The sequence below is a fragment of the Barnesiella sp. CU968 genome (assembly GCF_905219685.1).
Classification (GTDB): domain Bacteria; phylum Bacteroidota; class Bacteroidia; order Bacteroidales; family Muribaculaceae; genus Lepagella; species Lepagella muris_A.
Genome location: NZ_CAJMXD010000011.1, coordinates 1 through 20,385 on the forward strand (window position 1 = coordinate 1; position 20,385 = coordinate 20,385).

The window sequence follows — 20,385 nt, forward strand, 5'->3', positions numbered from 1 at the left end:
CATACATGTTGACTATCGCCTCATACAGCTCCTGCTTTCCGGAAACCTGTGCGGGTTCACGCCGGGTCTTCGCATAGGCTACAACGTCTTCAAGCGTCAGCCTGCCTTCTTCGAATTCTTTCCCCTTGCCGTCATCAAACGATGCGTATCGGTCGGCGAGCATCTTTTTGTATGGAGATTTCTCCAGAATCTCGGCGGCACTGAGCAGCGCACGCGCCATGGCGTCCATACCGGCGATGTGGGCGATGAAGATGTCTTCAAGGTCGGTAGAGTTGCGGCGGGTCTTGGCATCGAAGTTTGTTCCGCCGTTGCCGAGTCCTCCGTTACGGATAATCTGCATCATCGCCTGTGTGAGTTCATAGTTGTCGATAGGGAACTGGTCGGTGTCCCATCCGTTCTGATAGTCCCCTCGGTTGGCGTCAATGCTTCCGAGCATGCCGTTGTCTACGGCAACCGCCAGTTCATGCTCGAAAGTGTGTCCGGCGAGAGTGGCGTGATTGACCTCGATGTTGACTTTGAAATCCTTGTCGAGACCATGTGCCTTGAGGAAGCCTATCACGGTTACAGTGTCCACATCGTACTGATGTTTGGAGGGTTCCATGGGTTTCGGCTCTATCAGGAATGTCCCTGTGAATCCTTTTGCGCGGGCGTAGTCGCGAGCCATTGCGAGCATCCGTGCAAGATGCTCTTTCTCCCGTTTCTGGTCAGTGTTGAGCAGGCTCATATAACCCTCGCGTCCTCCCCAGAATACATAGTTCTGACCGCCCAGGGCTATTGTCGCGTCAATGGCGTTCTTTATCTGTACGGCGGCACGTGCTACGACATCGAAATCCGGGTTGGTGGCGGCTCCGTTCATATAACGGGCGTTACCGAAGACATTCGCCGTGCCCCAGAGGTTTTTGATGCCGGTCTCAGCCATGAGTTCCTTGAGATATCCGGTAATATCCGACATGCGTCTCTCGTAATCCTCTATGTCTTCGGTGAGGTCCCCGATGAGGTCTGTGTCATGGAAACAGAAATATTCGATTCCGAGTTTCTGCATAATCTCGAAACCCGCGTCAGCCTTTTGTCTGGCTATCGTCATGTCGTCGTCGCCTTCATTCCAGGGGAATTTTTTTGTTCCCCCGCCAAACTGGTCGCCGCCCTCGGCACAGAGAGTGTGCCACCATGCCATGGCGAATTTAAGCCATTCCTTCATCGGCTTGCCCAGAACGATACGCTCTGCGTCATAATAACGGTATGCCATGGGGTTGTGGCTCTCTGTTCCCTCAAACTTGATTTTTTCTATGCCTGGAAAGTATTCTTTTCTTGCCATTTTGTCATGCAATTTATAATTTGTATTTTTATAATTATACGATTGGAAAAAACAATCACTTAAGCTGACCCATTTTATAACACTTGTTCGGCTTAATCGGTTTTACCGCCGGGATCAGTGGTGTATTGCCGATGTTTCCTTACGCATCACGTGATAGAATACAAGCGTTGACATTACCGATGCTACCGCCAATGCCACATCGAAGCTGTAGTAGACACCGATGTTGCCCCAGCCGAGACCTTTGGCGAAAAGGAGAAGAACCGGAATGCCGACTGCGACGTATGAGCACAGAGAAATCCACAGCAGCGGTTTCACATGTGATGTTCCCCTGATGGCGTTGACATAAGTTAGCTGAGTGGCATCCATATACTGGTATATGACAAGGGGTATTATGAGTGTCAGAGCGGATGCCACGACATAAGGATCCGGTGTGAAACAATGTATCAGCCATCTGCCGCCAAACATGAAAATCAGCGATGCCGCTGTGGCGAGCACGAGGTTGAGGTGGAGTCCGGCTGAAGTAATGCGTCTCATGCCGCGGAGGTCATGAACGCCCATATAGTTCGCCACCCTGATTGAAGTGGCTGTGCCGAAGCTGACGAATGTCATGAATCCAAGTTGCGCCATAGTGTTTACAACCTGATATGCAGCGAGCTGTATCTTGCCGAACCACCCGCTGACAACTGCTCCGAAGCTNCACAGTGAGCACTCCACACCAGCCTGTATCATGACAGGATATGATGTGGTCCATACGATCCTGCGCACATCCCCCAGTCCTTCCTTTATGGCGAACCCTTTGGCGTAAGGTCTGTAGCGGTTCCCGTTGAAAAACATCGCGACAATGGCGACTGCGGCGGCATAGCGGGCGAGCATTGTGCTTATTCCGGCGCCGGCGAGTCCTAATTCGGGACATCCGAAGTGCCCGAATATGAGGAGGTAATTGCCTATGATGTTCAATACGTTGGAACCTAAGATCATCCACATGGGCATCGCGGTGTCGTTGAAGCCGTTGCAAGTCTGTTGGAAGGAGTTGAACACAGACATCGGAAGCAGAGTGGAAAGAACAATCAGATAATAGCGTCGCACCAGTGGCATCAACTCTTCGGGCTGCCCGAATCGGTCAAGAAAAAAATAGAGGATAGCCATTATGGCTGTCAATCCTGCGGATACAGCCATGTTTATCTGCAGTCCGCCATGAAGGGTGTGGCCTGCTTCCTCTTTTTCACCTTTGCCGAAAAGTGAGCCTACAAGGGGTGTCAGTCCCTGAGCGAAACCCAACTGCATGACTATGGGGATGATAAACAATGAGTTTACGAAAGCAGCTGCAGCCAGTTCATCGACTCCGTATGCTCCGACCATCATTGTGTCGGCGAAACTTACGACTATTATTCCTACCTGAGTCACGAGAACCGGCAGCCCGAGTCTGATAAGACTTTTGTATTCCTCTTTATATAAATTCCAGATGTTGGTCATATGCTCAGAATGTGTTTTGAAGTGTAAAATGATAAAAATCGACTGCAAAATTACTAAATTAAACAAAATGATGTTAAATTTGTAATTTATATAGGTATGATTTTTTTATTAATCATTACGTATTTTGATTTCAGATACAAGCTATATGAAGCTAATTAAGAATATAACAATCTGTGGGACTTTTGTTTGTGTGGTACTTGGAGCGACTCCGCTCCATGCCGACACCTACAGCCTCGACTCGTGCCGGAATATGGCGGTGCGCAACAACAAGACCATCCGCATGGCGGAAGAGGGTATCCGGGGCGCCGGTTACGACAGAAAGGCGGCAAAGGCTCTTTATCTGCCGGGCATCGATTTTGCCGGAACGTATTTCTACAATCAGCGCACAATCAATCTGCTCGGCGAGGATGCGAAACTCCCCACCATGAGCTTTGACCCATCCACGCAAAGTTTCAAATACAATATCCTGACAACTCCCGACGGAACGCCTGTGAAGGATCCGTCGACCGGAGGATATATCCCCACGGAAGTGGCGGTGATACCGAAAGATGCGATGAGTTTTGACACCCATAATGTTTTCGCCGGGGCGTTCACGCTTACTCAGCCGGTATTCATGGGCGGACAGATCAAGGCTCTCAACGAAATTACGAAATATGCAGAGAAACTTGCCACTGCGGCACGCAACAGCGTGGTGCAGGATGTGGTGTTTGCCNTTGACCAGGCTTACTGGACGGTGGTGTCGCTTAAGTCTAAGCAGAAACTCGCCGACAGTTTTGTCACGCTTGTCGATACGCTCCGCTACAGCGTAAACGAAATGCTTGAGGAGGGTGTGGCTACGCGTGCCGATCTACTTATGGTAGAGGTCAAGCTGAACGAGGCTAAGATCATGCGCACAAAACTTGACAACGGTCTGACGCTTGCGCGCATGGCACTCGCCCAGGTGTGCGGTTTGCCGGTGCAGACAGAGATGACGCTCGCTGACGAGGATTTCAAGACAGGGCTGACATCAATGCCCGATCCGGTTTTCAACATGCAGGACGTCTATTCACGCCGTCAGGATCTCGAGGTAATCAGGCAGGGTATCTCAGTTCTGTCGCAGAGAGAGAAACTCGCCATGGGTCAGATGCTGCCGAAAGTGGCGGTGGTTGGAGCATATGAGTTTTCCAATCCTAACCTGAACAACGGTTTCCAGAAACGTTTCGGAGGCGGATTNAGTGTGGGAGCGACTGTGGCGATACCGATCTGGCACTGGGGAGGAAACTACAACCATTACCGTGCCACCAAGTCTGCCACAAACGCCCAGCGTCTGATGCTCGAAGACCTTGAGGAGAAAGTCGAGCTGCAGGTGAAGCAGGCGAAATTCAGTTTTCAGGAGGCGTTCAAGACATACGAGATGACCAAATCCAACATGGCGAGTGCGGATGAGAACCTTAGGTCGGCGCAGATAGGATTCCGCGAGGGTGTGATGACTACAAACGATGTGATCGCCGCCCAGACAGCATGGCTGCAGGCAAACTCGGAAAAAATAGATGCCGAAATCGGAATACACCTCTGTGAGGTATATCTCGACAAGGTGATCGGTAGACTGAGCGAGAAATATTAATAGGTAAATATCTGAAAATACGGTACAGTGACATATCCCCGTGCGGGAGCAATTAAGAAAAAATACAAAGCGATGGCAACAGAAAATACACAGCCTGCCGGTGCGGTTGACCCCTCGGCGGTTTCGAAAAAAGACAAATCACTCATTCTTACGATTGTCGTGATTCTTATAATACTCGCCGCTCTGGCGATAGTCGGCTTCCTGTGTCTCAAACCGGGTCCCGACACGGTGCAGGGACAGGGTGAGGCTACAGAAGTGAGGATTTCGGGTAAGCTCCCCGGACGTGTGGCTGAAATATTTGTGGAGGAGGGTCAGAAGGTCAAGGCTGGTGACACCCTTGTCAGGATATCGTCTTCTTTGATAGAGGCGAAGCTTGACCAGGCGAAAGCCATGGAATCAGCCGCTCAGGCTGCGAATGCCAAGGTAGATGCGGGTACCCGTCCGCAGATTATCGCTGGTGCACGCGACATATGGCAGCAGGCGCAGGCGGCTGCCGGAATCACCCGAAAAACCTACGAAAGGATGCAGAATCTTTTTGAGAAAGGGGTTGTCAGCGAGCAGAAACGCGATGAGGCAAAGGCTGCATACGAGGCTGCAAAGGCAGGCGAGNCGGCGGCGAAAAGCCAGTATGAACTTGCCCTCTCCGGCGCGCAGCATGAAGACAAACAGGCGTCTTCCGCCATGGTGACAGTGGCGCAGGGTGGAGTGAAAGAGGTGGACGCCATACTCGAAGACCAGTATCTTACCGCTCCTTATGACGGAGAGATAACGGTTATTTATCCTAATGTAAGCGAACTTATCGCCACCGGTGCGCCTGTCATGACGCTTGAAAAAGATGATCATTGGGCTGTTTTCAATGTGCGCGAGACTCTGCTTAAGGATATAAAGCTCGGTAGCGTGCTCAAGGTGAGGATACCGGCTCTTGACAAAGAGGTCGATATGAAAGTGTTCTATATCAAGGATCTCGGCACATATGCTAACTGGCAGGCTACAAAAGCCACCGGCGATTATGATGCCCGCACATTCCAGATCAAATGCCGTCCTGACAAGCCGGTGGAGAATTTCCGTCCGGGAATGTCGGTGCTGTATCTGGGAGTGAAAGATTAATAGTCTTTGATGAAGACCGATGAAAGAGATTAGGATAGCAGACAGAGGGTTCAGGGCGATTATGCTCCGGAGCTTGGTGCAGATTGTGAGGAGACCGGTATATTGGACCGGATTCTTCATATTCCCCCTCTTTATGTTTCTTTTTCTGACCACGATGCTCGAGAAGGGCTTGCCGACACGTGTGCCTGCGGCGATCGTGGATCGTGACGGCACATCTCTGAGCCGCGAGATAACGCAGAATCTCGGAGGCATGCAGATGGTCGACCTCAAATATACGCCAAACAGCTTTTCCGAAGCTCGACATCTGATGCAGAAGGGCGAGATATACGGCTATTTCCTGATTCCCGAGAATTTCAAGGCGGATCTCCTTGCGGGTCGCAAGCCGGTGATAACGTTCTATACCAATATGACATATTTCGTGCCGGCATCGATGCTTTTCAAGACATTCAAGGCTACCGCCGTTTATACCAAGGCGGGAATCGTTATGGAGGTGGTGCAGTCGGCAGGCGTCGATGCGGAATCCCTGTCATCGATGATGATGCCGGTGAACATAGCCGCCCGTCCGATAGGCAATCCACAGCTCAACTACGGTATATATATAGCCAACTCGTTTGTGCCCTGTCTGTTGCAGCTGATGATTTTCCTCATGACCGCTTTCAGTCTTGGTCAGGAACTGAAATACGGCACTTCGCGACGTCTGATGCAGATGGCTGACGGTTCCATATTCAAGGCATTGGCGGGTAAACTCCTGCCGCAGACCGTAATCTGGTGGGTGATTGTGTTCTTCATGACCGCATGGCTCTACCGCTACAGCCATTATCCGATGCATGGCTCCTGGGGATGGATGCTTCTTTCGGAATTCATGTTTGTTCCAGCCTGTCAGGGTTTCGCCTTGTTTGTGGTGTGTGTGTTGCCGAATCTCAGACTTTCGCTTTCAGTCTGCGCGCTGATAGGAATCCTGTCATTCTCGATAGCCGCGTTCTCCTTCCCGGTGCCGAGCATGTATCCGGCAATGGGTATATTCAGCTACATTGTCCCGATACGCTATAACTTCCTTATATATATAGATCAGGCTCTGAACGGAATAGATGTGGCATATTCGAGGATGTGGTTTGTCGCCTATATAATCTTCATGCTTCTGCCTTTCACGCTCCTCTGGAGACTGAAACGCGACATGAACAACCCTGTTTACGTGCCATAAGATGAAATTCAAAGATCACATACGGAATATGTTCGCGGTCTATTGCCGTGAATTCAAGATGGTGACACACGATGTGGGAATCATACTCTTCTTTATGTTCCTTCCGCTGGCGTATCCCATCATCTATTCCCTGATATATAATCCGGAACTTGTGAAGGATGTGTCAATGGTTGTGGTGGACCATGACCGTACCGCTCTTTCGCGCGAGCTGGTGCGCAAGATGGATGCCTGCGACCAGGCGCATGTCATCGGTTATGCTACAGATCTCGGCGATGCACGCCGTGCTATTGATTCCCACAAGGCGTATGCCATACTTGAGATTCCTGAAGGCTTTGCCCGCAAAGTGGGGAGGAATGAGGCATCAAATGCCGTGATGTATTGCGAAATGAGCCTCTTGCTTCGTTACCGAGGGTTTCTTGTGGCTTCGACCAATGTGATGCAAGAGTTTTCCTCCGAACTGATGACCGAAAATATAGACAGGATTGCTCCCCTTGCCGAGACAATCGCTACGGGAGACCTCCTTCCGGTGCATAATGTCTCGATGGGTAACATACGCAACGGTTTCGACTCGTTCATCATGCCGGGTGTGCTTATCCTCATACTGCAGCAGTGTATCGTGCTTGCCGTGGGAATGGCGGGAGGAGCGCAGCGCGAGTCGATGCGTCTGACAGGTTATTGTTCCGACAATCTCGCTCCCTCTGTATTCCTGACCATGGTGGCTCAGATGTTGTGTTACCTGACAATCCTCGTGATTCCCATAATTTTCATGCTCCATTACGTGCCTTTGATATTCCGGTTCCCGATGGCAGGCGATGCGCTTGAGATCTTCGCGTTCATACTTCCTATGATCTTCGCGTCGTTCGGACTCGGGTTCGCGTTTCAGTCGGTGGTTACGGAGAGGGAGACCGTGTTTGTGCTCTGGGTTGCCACATCGCTGGTGTTCCTGCTGCTTTCGGGACTTATCTGGCCTATGTATGACATGTTGCCCGTGTGGCGTTGGCTTGCCGGCATATGTCCTTCGACATGGGGCGTGGAGGGATTCGTGAAAATGAATGCCAACGGAGCAAGTCTGTCGCAGGTAAGCGGTCCATATCTTAATCTGTGGATACTTGCTGTGGTGTGGTGGGTTCTCGGATATTGCTCACGGCGCTGGGTGGTTCGTCCGGCTCTAATGAAACTTTCTTCGAAATAATGCTTTACGTAATAGCGTATATCCTGTCTTTGCTTCCGTTCCGGATTCTCTTCGCGGTGTCCGATGTCCTGGCATGGCTTGCGTGCGATGTTGTGAGATACCGGCGGAGCGCGGTGAGGGGAAATCTCGAATCTTCTTTCCCGGAGAAAAGCTGTGAGGAAATACGCAAAATCGAGAAACGCTTTTACCGCTTTCTCTGCGACTACTTCATGGAGACGCTCAAGCTCGCATCGATGTCGGAGAAAAAGATGCGGCGTCATCTGAAAGTCGAAAATATAGAGGAAATTAATGACGCAGTGGAGAAAGGGCAGTCCGTGACTCTTTATCTCGGTCATTACTGCAACTGGGAGTGGGTGAGCTCGCTGCCGCTTCATATAAGCTCTGCCGCACGTTGCGCGCAGATATACCATCCGCTTGAAAACAAGGCATTCGACCGTCTGCTTTACAAGCTGCGCACGCGTTTTGATGCAAACAATATCCCGATGTCGGAGATCATGCAGCGTCTTGTACGGTGGAAGAAAGAGGGCGTGCCTACTGTCACCGGGTATATTGCTGACCAGGCTCCCGGACTCAATATCCATCTTTTCCTCGATTTCCTCAATCATGAGACCGGTGTCTATACGGGTCCGGAAAGAATTTCCAAATTCCTCGGAGCAAAGGCGGTCTACGCCCATATGAGCCGACCCAAACGGGGTTATTATACGCTGCGATTCATACCGGTGTCTGGAAATGTAAAGAAAGATAAGATGTTCGAGACCTCGAGAGAATATTTCCGCCTTCTTGAGGAGAATATACGCGAGGCACCTCAATACTGGCTGTGGAGTCACAGACGCTGGAAACGTCCGCGTTCGATGTTCAACGCTTTTCACGGTGACAAGGCGGAGGAGATGCTGTCGCATCTTTAAACAGTTTCTTAGGCTGCACCTCCGATACGTCATCTTTAGCACCTTTAACACTAAAATATCAGAATCTTCAAAGATTTTGATTAATTTTGCAGCGAAGTGTGTTTTCCCCCTTTTTTTCGGAACGCTTCCTTTAATATGAAAGATTTCTTTAAATTCATGCTCCGCTTTGCGGCACCTTATAAGTGGAATATCGTAATAAGTGTGATATTCAACCTTCTGACAGCATTCCTGACCCTGTTCTCGTTTGCCTTCATCATGCCGATTCTCAGAATGCTTTTCGGTCTTGACACACAGGAATATCAATACATGGCTTTTGAATGGGGCAATTTTGTTGGTTGCATTACCAATAATTTCAATTATTATGTGTCGAAGATGATTGTGGATCTCGGTGCATCCCCCACATTGCTTTTTCTTTGCGGCTCTCTGACTGTGATGACACTCTTCAAGGTGCTATCTGCCTATACGAGCGAATGGTTCACCATCCCGATGCAGAACGGAGTCACCCGCGATATCCGCAATTCGATGTATTTCAAGATAGTCTCCCTGCCGATCGGCTTCTTCACCAACGAGAAGAAGGGAGACATAATGGCACGCATGTCGGGAGATGTCGCCGAAGTGCAGAGTTCTGTAATGTCAAGTATATTCAGCCTTGTGAAGTATCCGATCCTTATCATCTCCTATCTTGTGGCGATGATAGCAATCAGCTGGGAATTGACGCTTTTCGTCTTTATCATGCTGCCGATGATCGGCACTCTGCTCGGAGTGGTGGGTCGTAAACTCAAACAGCAGAATCTTCAGGGGCAGGAACGTTTCGGTTCCATACTTTCCAATATAGAGGAAACGATAGGTGGCTTGCGGATAGTGAAGGCTTTCAATGCCGAGAAGCAGATGGAACGCAATTTCTCAGCCGAGACGCAGGATCTTTACCGTATACACAACTCGATGTCGCGGCGATATGCGCTGGCGCACCCTATGAGCGAGTTTCTTGGCACACTTGCCGTGGCGATAATCCTTTGGTTCGGCGGCACGATCATTCTTTCTGGCAGTGAGTCGATCGATGCCTCCAGCTTCATCTATTTCATGGTGATATTCTACAGTCTTATAAATCCGGCAAAAGAGCTTTCCAAGACATCATATACCATACAGAAAGGTATGGCGGCAATGGAGCGCATCGACAAGATTCTCGGAGCTGTCAATCCTATTCAGGATCCGGCTGCTCCAAGAAATCTGCCTGAAGACAGAGGCAAGAGTTCTGTGTCTTTCCGCGATGTCAGCTTCAGCTATGATGGCGAACGCGATGTGCTGTCGCATATCGACCTTGAGGTCAAGCCTGGCAAGACAGTGGCTATCGTGGGGCAATCGGGTTCCGGCAAGTCTACACTTGTGGATCTTATACCGCGGTTCTGGGATGTGAAACGCGGCGAGATACTCGTTGACGGAATCAATGTGAAGAATCTGCGTGTGAAAGATCTCCGCTCCCTTATGGGAAATGTGAATCAGGAGGCGATACTTTTCAATGATACCATTTTCAATAATATCGCATTCGGCGACAAGTCCGCGACTCAGGAGGAGGTGGAGGCTGCGGCACGCATAGCCAACGCCCACGACTTCATCATGCATACGGAAAACGGGTATCAGACTGTAATCGGTGACCGCGGATGCCGTCTTTCCGGCGGTCAAAGGCAACGTATCAGCATTGCCCGCGCCATACTCAAAAATCCCTCCATCCTTATTCTTGACGAGGCTACATCGGCACTTGACACTGAAAGTGAGCGCCTTGTTCAGGATGCCCTTGAGAAACTGATGAAGGACCGCACAACGATAGTCATAGCCCATCGCCTTTCGACGATTGTCAACGCCGACATGATATGCGTGCTTCAGGACGGGAAGATAGTGGAGACCGGGACTCATTCGGAACTTATCGGACTTGGCGGAATATACAGCCGTCTGGTAGATATGCAGCAGGTCTGAAAGTGTGCGGCATATACTTTTTAATACATCGGAATTATGGAAGATAAAGAGAAAGATCTTGACAACCTTGAGAAACTTGTGGAAAAAGAGGAGAAGGTGACAGCGCATGACATGTGTTCTGCCGAAGAGGAGAAGGTCAATGAAGAGTCCGAAAAAAAACTCACTCCGGAGGAGGAGATAGAGGCTCTCTGGGCGGAAAGGCTTCATCTCACGCCGCCTCCCTATCCGGAGCGGCAACAGCCGCCGGTGCCGCCGGTCGTTTCTCCACAGCCGCCGGTTGCTCCCTCCGTGCCTCCTCAGCCTTTCGCAAATCATCCCGCACCTCCATATCCCGCGCCGGAGAAGGAGCCGATGCCGCAGACACATCTTGTGTGGTCTGTGCTTGCTACGGTGATGTGTTGCCTGATACCCGGTATTGTGGCGATTGTGTACAGTACTATGGTCAGCTCCAGATATTATGCTGGAGATCTTGAGGGTGCCCGCCGTGCGTCGCGTATGGCTGAATACTGGATTATAGCGTCTGTTGTTACAGGAGTTGTCGCAGCCGCGGTTTATCTTCCTCTGTCATTGCTGGCTTGAAACGCCGCAACGCATATATTCTTGTCGGAGTCGCTGTCGCAGCGGTCTGCGCAGTGTATTTTGCCGTAGATCCTGCGGTATCCCGGTTTGTGCCGAAATGCCTTTTTCATGAACTGACGGGATGGCAGTGTCCCGGCTGTGGCAGCCAGCGCATGCTTCATGCCTTGCTGCATGGCGATATTGTCGCCGCATGGCACCACAACGCTGTTCTGCTTCTGCTTCTGCCGTTGCTTGCTCCTCTTCTCTGGCTTGAACTGAACAGGACAAGGCATCCGCGCCTCTATATGCGCGTTCACTCTGTCTCTGTTGCATTGACGGCAGTGTCTCTGCTTGTCGCATGGTGGATTTTTCGTAACATATTTCTTAGTTAGGATGTTCATAATCGGATATATGGCGAGTGGCAAGACCACTTTTGGCAGGGCTCTCGCACACCGCATGGGTCGGGAGTTCATAGACCTTGATTTTTATATTGAGCAGCGTTTCCGGAAAACGATTGCGGAAATTTTTTCCGAAAAAGGGGAGGAGGAGTTCCGTCGCATGGAGACGGCTATGCTCCGTGAGACAGGTGAGTTTGACAATGTTGTAATATCATGTGGCGGCGGCACGCCATGTTTCAACAACAATATGGAATACATGCTTTCACGAAGTGATGTGGTCTGGCTTGACGCCACAGTCGATCGCATTGTGGAGCGTCTTGTGATTAACAGTTCGCGACGTCCGCTGATAAAAGGGAAGTCTCCGGAAGAAATCAGGCTGACAGTGGAAAAAGGGCTTTCAGACAGAATCGGTTTCTATTCGAAGGCGAATATCCGTTTCAGCGGGGAGCACCTTGAAGACAAACGGCAGATAGCCACTGCCATCGACAGATTTCTTGACCTTTATCATGATATAAAATAGCAAGGACAAGGAGTATTAAAATCTTAATATATGTTAAAATTCAAGGTTTGAATTGTTAAAATTGATTTCATAATATAAATAAACGCATAAAATCTGTATTTTTGCCTTTGCTTTGTACTTTGAAGGCTTATTGCGTCCTAAGCATTTATACCGCCATGAGACTCGTTAACCGCAATTAAGACAAAGGACAGATATAATTCCTGAAAAGCCGACTGCATATGCAGTTTTAATTTATTGGTATACCAATAAATTAAATGATGCCTGAGCGGCTTTTGGAATTTTAGATTTACCCGTTAGGAACAGAAGACTGTATTGAAAAATATATTCTAATAACCAAATGTAAAACTAAATTCATTCTTACATGAAGAACAACTGTTTTCAGCTAAACAGGAAGTTTTGGGTGACAATGGCAATGCTGCTGGCACTCGCACTTCCCTCGCTGGCTCAGAAGATCACTGTCACGGGACACGTGACTGATGAGCAGGGCGAAGACCTGATCGGTGCCACGATTATGGAAAAGGGCACCTCCAACGGCGTGTCTGCCGACATTGAAGGCAACTTCACCATCAATGTTCCGGCGAATGCGACGCTGGTTGTGAGCTATGTAGGCTACGACCCCATGGAGGTGGCGGTCAACGGTCAGAAACATCTCAACATCGTGATGAAGACCAACGCCCAGATGCTGCAGGAGACTGTGGTGATCGGTTACGGTTCTGTCAAGAAATCGGATGCCACCGGTTCTGTTGCCGTTATCAATCCCGGCGAAATCGAGGAAGGTATTTCTACCTCGGCACAGGATCTGCTTACCGGCGCAAGCCCGGGTGTGGTTGTGACCAGCGGTGGCGGTAGCCCGGAAGGTGGCGCCACAATCCGTATTCGTGGCGGTTCATCGCTTTCTGCATCAAATGATCCTTTGATCGTGCTTGATGGTGTGCCTTTGAGCAATGACGGTGTGCAGGGTATGGCTAACCCCCTTGCAATGATTTCTCCCGATAATATCGAGTCGATGACTGTGCTTAAGGATGCTTCAGCAACCGCGATTTACGGTTCAAGGGCATCAAACGGTGTCATAATCATTACCACTAAGAAAGGTAAGAAGGGTCGTCCGCAGGTTAATTTCTCGGCTAATGTCAGCGTTAATACCGCTCGCCGTACGTGGGACGTTCTCGATGCCTCACAATTCACAGCCCTAATCAAGGATTACTGGGGAGAGGATTCATCTGCAGCAGCAGCTCTTGGCACTTCCGATACTGATTGGCAGAAAGAGGTGCTCCGCACATCTGTGTCGCATGACTATTCTCTTAGTGTCGGTGGAACAGCCGGTTTCCTCCCGTATCGTGTCAGCGGAACTTTCACCGAGTCAAACGGTATCCTGAAGGATAGCCAGATGAAACGTGTTACTGCCGGCTTCAATCTCACCCCCGAGTTCTTTGATGGAAAACTCAAAGTCTCGGCGAATGTTAAAGGATACTATGTGCGCAACACGTTCTCTAACGAGGGTGCTGTCGGCGCTGCTGTCGCATTCAACCCTACAGTGCCGGTGATGAGTAATATCGCATCCGGTAATAGCGATTTCCCTTATTTTTACAATGGATATACTTCTGTAACTACAGACAGTTATAATTCCTGGAATATCAACGGTACAGTGAACCCTCTTGCTGTTATCAAAGATCGCGAAAACGTGTCTAACGTATATCGCTCCAATGGTAACTTGCAGTTGGATTATGCTTTTCATTTCCTTCCGGAACTACGTGCCAACCTGAATCTCGGTTATGACGTGAGCAAGTCTAATGAGTATAACCTCCTCCAGCAGAACTCGCCTACATCATGGAACGAAAACATCAAGAATGGTGCAGGAACCCGTTATGAGGTTTATGAACTTCGCCGCAATACCCTCCTTGATTTCTATCTCAATTATAAGAAGGAGTTTGACAAGATCTATTCTACGCTTGACGTGATGGCGGGTTATTCCTGGCAGCGTTTCGATGCTCATGGCAATAACAACGGTACGATATTCACTTCAAAGGGATTCTTCGGTCCTGCAACAACTGCAGGAGTTCTGACAATTAATCCTGATACTGCTGATCCAGGCTCTCATATTTCTCCTGACTATTATTGGTCTACAGGAAATCTTATGCTTGTAAGTTTCTTCGGACGTCTCAATTATTCATTCAAGGATACTTACCTGCTTACGTTCACACTCCGTGACGATGGAACTTCACGCTTCTCGAAAGACAACCGCTGGGGTCTATTCCCCGCTTTGGCTCTTGCATGGAAGATCAATAACATGTCGTTTATGGAGTCTGCAACTAATATGAATGAGTTTAAACTCCGTCTGGGATGGGGTGTTACCGGTCAGCAGAGCGTTGGCGGTTATTTCCCGTATATGCCTGTATATGTATCTACCACTCAGGGATCTTATTACCCTAATATGATCAATGGACAGTATGTTAACGCAGATGGTCAGCTTATCTCCAACACGCTTTATCCCGGTGTATATAACCCTGATCTCAAGTGGGAGGAGACAACCACCTGGAACGTGGGTCTCGATATGGGATGGTGGAACAACAGACTTACCGTGGCTCTTGACTGGTATCTCCGTAATTCCAAAGACCTCCTCTCTTTTGTGACTGTAGCTCCGGGTGCGGCAACTTCAAACATGATGGACCAGAATATCGGAACGCTCCGCAATATAGGTGTGGAGGCAACTATCGGTGCAAAACCGGTCATGACCGATGACTTTACCTGGAACACAAGCTTGAATGTGGCGTGGAACTCAAACGAGATAACCAAACTCAATAACACTGCAGATCCGAATTCTTATATCGCTACCGGTGGTATATCCGGCGGTACGGGTAATAATGTTCAGGCGCATAAGGTAGGCTATCCCGCCTATACTTTCCACCTTTACGAGCAGGTGTATGACCAGAACGGTCAGCCTATCGAAGGTTGTTATGTAGACCAGAACGGTGATGGTACAATAGACGACAATGACCGTGTTTTCCGTCATTCAAGAGATCCTAAAGTGACGATGTCGTGGAATAATACATTCTCTTGGAAAAACTGGGATTTCGGATTCCAGCTCAGGGCTTCCATCGGCAACTATGTTTACAACGATGTCGCTTCGACCCACAGCACACTCTCTGACACATACAATACATCCGGTATTCACAACCTTGTTGATACGGATTTCTACTTCAAGGGTGGTCAGACAACCAATACTTATTATTCCGATTACTGGTTGCAGAATGCGGGATTCGTACGTTGCGACAACATAACTCTCGGATATACATTCAACAATCTGTTTAGCGACAAGCTCCGTCTCCGTCTATATGGTGCGGTTCAGAATCCGTTTGTCATAACAAAATACAAAGGACTTGATCCGGAGGTGTTCGGTGGTATCGACAACAACGTATATCCGCGCCCTGTTACATGCACGTTCGGTCTTGTGGCTACATTCTAATCTCTCATAAATATAGATTTAATAAATATGNAATCATATATCAGCAAAATTTTCATTGGCGCTGCCCTGTTTTCTATGACAGGTCTTGTTTCCTGCGTGGGAGATCTGGATCAGCTTCCCAATGACCCCAATTCTATCACTTCCGGTAATTTCGGAGAGGATCCTCAGAAATATCTTTCCGAGGTGATGGCGAAATGCTATTCGTCGCTGGCTGTTTCCGGTCAGGGTGGTCCTAATGGAGGTTCGGATATTTCCGGTCTTGACGGAGGTACTTCCAACTGGAGCCGTGTTATCTTTATGCTTAATGAGTTCACAACCGATGAGGTTACATGGATATGGCCAGATGTCGGAGTGTTCGATCTTTGCACAGGCACATGGGGTTCTTCCAATGGCGTGCTTCTGGGTGCTTACGGACGTCTTTATACTCACATTGCCGTATGTAACGACTTCATAAGGTCGGTTAACGACGGAACATTTACAATAGATGCGCAGACAAAGCCCCTCGCGGACCAGTTCGTGCTTGAGGCTCGTGCATTGAGAGCGCTGTCATATTATTATGTTATTGATTTCTTCGGGAATGCTGTCCGTGCGTGGGACGACATGAAATATGGAGAGGTTCCTCCCCAGACAACTCGTGCCGAGCTTTTCAGACTTGTTACGGATGATCTCGAAGACGTGCTCGCTAATTTTAAAGAAAGCGGTGTATATGGACGTGTTGGTAAAGATGGTGTCGAGGCTCTTCTCTGCCGTTATTACCTTAATGCAGAGGTGTTCACCGGCACTCCGATGTATGACAAATGCTGGCAGCATGCCGAAAATATCATCAAACGTCACAAGGGTTTCGGTTTTCAAGGATCTGGTCTTGCCAAAGATTATCTTGCCCTGTTTTGCGCAAACAATGACAAGCTTGCTCCCGGCGGAAGCTTTCAGGATCAGAATGAAATCCTTTGGACAATACCTTTTGAGTATCCTTATACGGAAAGTTATGGCGGCACAATGTTCCTTATCGCGGCTGCTACTTCTGCAGGCAGCATGCCGACCGTGCTTTACGGCTTGAATGCCGACTGGAGCTGTATGCATGCCCGCGAGCAGTTTGCTGACAAGTTCAACTTTACAGACGGTGTGAGCGCGGACGGTCGTACATACCTTTGGTGCACCGAAAAGCAGGGATTCACAAAGGAGAATGATGAGTTTTCTGTGTTCACAAGCGGATATGCGGCAATCAAATATACAAATGTCAAGGCTGATGAAAATGGAATGCTTCCCCGCAACACTTATGTTGATAGTGAGCGTGGTTTTACGTTCAATTGGGCAGGCATCGATGAGGTTAACGGACTTCCGGCTCAGACTCAAGAGTTTGCAAGCTCAGACTTCCCCATTATCCGTCTTGCCGATGTTTATCTGATGGCAGCCGAGTGCTCGCTCCGGGGTGCAGGTCACAAGCGTCAGGGACTTAAGTATGTCAACTATATCCGTTCTCGAGCCGGCGTTAATGCATGGGGTGATGCAAATTTCACTCTTGATAATCTTCTTGACGAGCGCAGCCGTGAACTTTATTGGGAAAACGTTCGCCGCACGGACCTTATCCGTTTCAATAAATTCACAGGAAGCAGCTATACATGGGCATGGAAAAACAACATGCGTAACGGAGGTGCGATACCTGAATACATGAACCTTTTCCCGCTTCCATCCGATGTTGTGGCAACATATGGTTCAAACATGAAGCAGAACCCCGGTTATTAATCTGTTAAATTAAAAAAATTATCAGAAATGAAAAAGATATCATATTTAATGGCTTTGCCGGTGCTTTTAGGTGCATGCTTCACAAGCTGCAAGGAGGATACCCAGCCCCGTCTGGAGGTTCCTACCGAGTTTGTGCTCAACACCCCGGCTATGGCGGATCAGACATATATTTTCCGTGCTGACGAAAGTTATCAGAACCTCAATGATATAACCTTTACAGTATCCCAGCCTAACTACGGGCTTGGTTGCGTTCCGACTTATACTGTGCAGCTGGCTAAAAGTGAAGCCGGTTTTGCAGCATGGGATGAAGCTGAGACAACAGGAAACGTGGAGACGGATAATGCTATCCTCGGTGACGATGGCTTGCCTTTGGCATATACGCTTCCTGCGTTTACTTCAACTTCCGCAGTGCTCAACATTGACGGAACCTCTTTCTGCGAGGCTGTGAATACCCTCTATGGCTTCGATATGGATAATTATAATAATGAGGTTGTCCCGGTTTCTGTGCGTGTGCATGCTGCGATCGACAATGCTCCGCAGAGCCGTATATGGTCGAATGCCGTGAATATTTCAGTGTCTTCTTATATCCCGGTGAAAGACCCCGGCAAGTTGTATCTTATCGGTCAGCCTACAGGCTGGGACATAAATGCGGATAAGGTATATCTTGAGGAAACCGGTATCGGAACCAAGATTTATTTCGGAAACGTGTTTATCCCTGCAAATGAGCCGGGTGTGGATGGCAAGGATGATTTGATCAACTTCCAGTTCCGCTTCTATAGCCAGCTTGGTGACTGGGAGAGCTTTGCTGTAGGTTCTCAGAATGAAGACAACCCTGTGGACATAACTTTCGANTCTGAGGGTGTATTCAACGGTCCGGTATTCATGAGTGTTGAGAAAGGTGACAAACTTGGTAAGGGTTCATGGCAAGACAAGACATGGACGGGTGGCAATCTCGAGATTACCGTCAACCTGAAGGATATGACTATCAAGATGCAGAAGGCAGAAGGTAAGAAAATCTATGCCATAGGTAATTTCCAGGGCTGGGATATCAATAAAGATAACTGTGCTCTTGCGGAGACTGCACCGAACTCGAATATATACGAAGGCACTTTTGATGTGACGGATCCTGCAGGCGGTATTGAATTTGCAATCTATACGGAGCTTGGCAATTGGGATACTAATTTTGTAGGTCCCAAAGAGGGCGAGGAGAAATTCTCTGTAGCCTCAGGTCCGTATAAGGCATCTGTTGTGGCACGAAAGGCAAACTTCAAGTCTGAACAATGGACTGCACCCAAGGTCAAAGTGAATGTTGATCTTAACAGCTATACAATAACTATAGAGGGAGCAGAATAGTAAACCGATAGCAATCATAAACTTCCGGAGCCTGCAGGCTCCGGAAGTGATAAACAACTAAAGAAAATATGAAAAAATATAGTATATTTCTGATGGCGGCTCTTGCTTTCGGCTTCACGGCTTGCGATGACAAGAGCGACCTCGGTATCGCACAGGAGAATCCGCAAGAGCCGATTGTTGAGGCAAACGGGCTTACGCTTACTCCTTCCGAAGCATATTCTTCAACTATCGATCTTGAGAATACTGTAGGTAAGCAGATCTCAGTCGTGTCTATTGCCGATGCATCCGGGCTGCCGGAAAACGCTTCTGTATCGTTGCAGCTTGCAATATCCAAGGATGAAAATATGGCTGATGCCATAGTGCTTCCTCTTGAAAACGGAGCAGTGTCTTCTGATGATATGGAAAAGGCAATCGTCAAGTTCTATAATATAACTCCGGAGGTTGTCAAGCCTTGGATGGGAATCATCGCTTATGCCAACATCGGCTCCCAGCAATCGCGTCTCGGTGGTGAAGGATTCTATTATCTCAAACAGCAGGTGAATGTGCTTCCGGTTGATGCAAAACTGGATATCGAAAACACTTACTTCCTTGGCGGAACATTAAGCCAGAAGATGGAACACAGTGACCTTCACGCCTATGTGGATAATAACTTCATCGCTATCTTTGAAGTCACCGCCGCAGAGGCTTCGGCTGGATTCAAGTGGAGTATTGTTCCCGGAAGCGTAGAGGGTAACGCAACTCCGGCTCAGTGTTTTGGACCTTCCGGTGACGGGACGACTCTTGCACTCGACGAAGAAGGCACTATCACAGCTCCCGGACGTTATCGTCTTGTGGCAAATATGCTTGAGAAGACTTATACGTTATCGTTCGCTTACGAAGTGCTTTACACTCCGGGTTCGGGCAATGGTTGGAGCCAGGCTAACAGCATGCAGCTGTATACTGATGACTACGCAACTTATTTCGGTTTCACAAGAACAGGCGAAAATGGCGTTGCAAGCGGTGAGTTTAAACTGTGTGCCACTCTTGATAACTGGGATGTGAACTGGGGGCTCAACAATGGTGTCCTTACTCCCAACGGAGACAATATCGTGACTGCTCCGGCAGGAATGTGGTGGGTGAAAGCCAACCTCAACGGATTGAGTCTGCAGACCCTTCTTTTGGAAAAAATAGGAGTGATCGGTCTTAATGGTGACTGGAATAATGACATATATCTGACACCGAGTGCGGACATGCTTACATGGACAGGCATTATAACAGCCGAGGGGGATACAGAATTTAAGTTCCGTCTCAATGGTGGTTGGGATGCAGATCTTGGTGGTTCTGCCGAGAAACTCGTTGCCAGCGGTAGTAATATGCCGATCTCGGCAGGAACTTACGAGGTTACACTTGATCTGACAAAAGTGCCTTACACCTGCACGCTGACAGCTAAGTAAAAGACCTCAGCGTTTGTTTTCGCTCAATAAAGGGGCATCTGCATTTTGTGCGGATGCCCCTTCCTTTGATGGGGCTGAATGGGGTGTGATGGGGCTGGATAGGGCAGGATAGGGCGCGATGGGGTTGGATAGGGCGCGATGGGGCTGGAT

General features: G+C 48.9%; 15 protein-coding genes. 13 read left to right on the forward strand and 2 right to left on the reverse strand.

What is annotated here, in order from left to right; translation table 11 throughout:
• Together xylA and JX312_RS01005 are read right to left on the reverse strand one after the other, a co-directional pair.
• A partial coding sequence (gene xylA, locus JX312_RS01000; protein ID WP_204456620.1) for a xylose isomerase occupies nucleotides 1-1,315 on the reverse strand: 1,315 nt, incomplete at its 3' end.
• 114 nt (nucleotides 1,316-1,429) lie between these two features.
• Nucleotides 1,430-2,788, reverse strand: a complete 1,359-nt coding sequence (locus JX312_RS01005) for an MATE family efflux transporter (protein ID WP_204456622.1) — start codon at nucleotides 2,786-2,788, stop codon at nucleotides 1,430-1,432.
• A gap of 145 nt (nucleotides 2,789-2,933) precedes the next feature.
• On the opposite strand from JX312_RS01005, the gene JX312_RS01010 reads away from it, so the two are divergent.
• The 13 genes from JX312_RS01010 to JX312_RS01065 all read left to right on the forward strand — a co-directional run bounded on the left by JX312_RS01010 (nucleotide 2,934) and on the right by JX312_RS01065 (nucleotide 20,235).
• Nucleotides 2,934-4,391 (forward strand): TolC family protein, encoded by a 1,458-nt coding sequence (locus tag JX312_RS01010; RefSeq protein WP_204456624.1) that lies wholly within the window; start codon nucleotides 2,934-2,936, stop codon nucleotides 4,389-4,391.
• A 72-nt stretch (nucleotides 4,392-4,463) separates the two neighbouring features.
• Nucleotides 4,464-5,498, forward strand: a complete 1,035-nt coding sequence (locus tag JX312_RS01015; RefSeq protein ID WP_204456626.1) for an HlyD family secretion protein — start codon at nucleotides 4,464-4,466, stop codon at nucleotides 5,496-5,498.
• A 19-nt stretch (nucleotides 5,499-5,517) separates the two neighbouring features.
• Nucleotides 5,518-6,699 (forward strand): ABC transporter permease, encoded by a 1,182-nt coding sequence (locus JX312_RS01020; RefSeq protein WP_123404360.1) that lies wholly within the window; start codon nucleotides 5,518-5,520, stop codon nucleotides 6,697-6,699.
• A 1-nt stretch (nucleotide 6,700) separates the two neighbouring features.
• Nucleotides 6,701-7,891, forward strand: a complete 1,191-nt coding sequence (locus tag JX312_RS01025; protein WP_123404358.1) for an ABC transporter permease — start codon at nucleotides 6,701-6,703, stop codon at nucleotides 7,889-7,891.
• Nucleotides 7,891-8,796: a lysophospholipid acyltransferase family protein gene (locus JX312_RS01030; protein ID WP_123404356.1), complete on the forward strand. Its 906-nt coding sequence runs from the start codon at nucleotides 7,891-7,893 to the stop codon at nucleotides 8,794-8,796. The genes JX312_RS01025 and JX312_RS01030 overlap by 1 nt, the downstream gene beginning before the upstream one ends.
• Before the next feature lie 135 nt (nucleotides 8,797-8,931).
• Nucleotides 8,932-10,767, forward strand: coding sequence for an ABC transporter ATP-binding protein (locus tag JX312_RS01035; protein WP_204456627.1), 1,836 nt, complete (start codon nucleotides 8,932-8,934; stop codon nucleotides 10,765-10,767).
• Between the two features lie 36 nt (nucleotides 10,768-10,803).
• Nucleotides 10,804-11,346 carry a CD225/dispanin family protein gene (locus tag JX312_RS01040; protein ID WP_239653754.1) on the forward strand — a complete coding sequence of 181 codons (543 nt, stop codon included), beginning with the start codon at nucleotides 10,804-10,806 and terminating at the stop codon, nucleotides 11,344-11,346.
• Between the two features lie 152 nt (nucleotides 11,347-11,498).
• The gene (locus tag JX312_RS14015) at nucleotides 11,499-11,717 is read left to right on the forward strand and encodes a DUF2752 domain-containing protein (RefSeq protein ID WP_239653756.1); all 219 of its coding nucleotides are present in this window, start codon (nucleotides 11,499-11,501) and stop codon (nucleotides 11,715-11,717) included.
• 1 nt (nucleotide 11,718) lies between these two features.
• A complete protein-coding gene (locus tag JX312_RS01050) occupies nucleotides 11,719-12,243 on the forward strand; it encodes a shikimate kinase (protein WP_204456629.1) in 525 nt (174 codons plus the stop codon).
• A gap of 361 nt (nucleotides 12,244-12,604) precedes the next feature.
• The gene (locus JX312_RS01055) at nucleotides 12,605-15,706 is read left to right on the forward strand and encodes a TonB-dependent receptor (protein WP_124030050.1); all 3,102 of its coding nucleotides are present in this window, start codon (nucleotides 12,605-12,607) and stop codon (nucleotides 15,704-15,706) included.
• Nucleotides 15,707-15,733: 27 nt separating this feature from the next.
• Entirely contained in the window at nucleotides 15,734-17,449 is a 1,716-nt protein-coding gene (locus tag JX312_RS14020; protein ID WP_239653755.1) for a RagB/SusD family nutrient uptake outer membrane protein, read from the forward strand.
• 27 nt (nucleotides 17,450-17,476) lie between these two features.
• Nucleotides 17,477-18,802, forward strand: coding sequence for a SusE domain-containing protein (locus JX312_RS01060; protein WP_204456631.1), 1,326 nt, complete (start codon nucleotides 17,477-17,479; stop codon nucleotides 18,800-18,802).
• Between the two features lie 68 nt (nucleotides 18,803-18,870).
• Nucleotides 18,871-20,235 carry a hypothetical protein gene (locus tag JX312_RS01065; protein WP_204456633.1) on the forward strand — a complete coding sequence of 455 codons (1,365 nt, stop codon included), beginning with the start codon at nucleotides 18,871-18,873 and terminating at the stop codon, nucleotides 20,233-20,235.
• The last annotated feature ends 150 nt before the right edge of the window (nucleotides 20,236-20,385 follow it).

Bases quoted from the DNA above. Each gene is read 5' to 3' on its own strand.
- JX312_RS01020 (WP_123404360.1), top strand. From the start codon at position 5,518: ATGAAAGAGATTAGGATAGCAGACAGAGGGTTCAGGGCGATTATGCTC.
- JX312_RS01025 (WP_123404358.1), top strand. From the start codon at position 6,701: ATGAAATTCAAAGATCACATACGGAATATGTTCGCGGTCTATTGCCGT.
- JX312_RS01030 (WP_123404356.1), top strand. From the start codon at position 7,891: ATGCTTTACGTAATAGCGTATATCCTGTCTTTGCTTCCGTTCCGGATT.
- JX312_RS01035 (WP_204456627.1), top strand. From the start codon at position 8,932: ATGAAAGATTTCTTTAAATTCATGCTCCGCTTTGCGGCACCTTATAAG.
- JX312_RS01040 (WP_239653754.1), top strand. From the start codon at position 10,804: ATGGAAGATAAAGAGAAAGATCTTGACAACCTTGAGAAACTTGTGGAA.
- JX312_RS14015 (WP_239653756.1), top strand. From the start codon at position 11,499: ATGCTTCATGCCTTGCTGCATGGCGATATTGTCGCCGCATGGCACCAC.
- JX312_RS01050 (WP_204456629.1), top strand. From the start codon at position 11,719: ATGTTCATAATCGGATATATGGCGAGTGGCAAGACCACTTTTGGCAGG.
- JX312_RS01055 (WP_124030050.1), top strand. From the start codon at position 12,605: ATGAAGAACAACTGTTTTCAGCTAAACAGGAAGTTTTGGGTGACAATG.
- JX312_RS01065 (WP_204456633.1), top strand. From the start codon at position 18,871: ATGAAAAAATATAGTATATTTCTGATGGCGGCTCTTGCTTTCGGCTTC.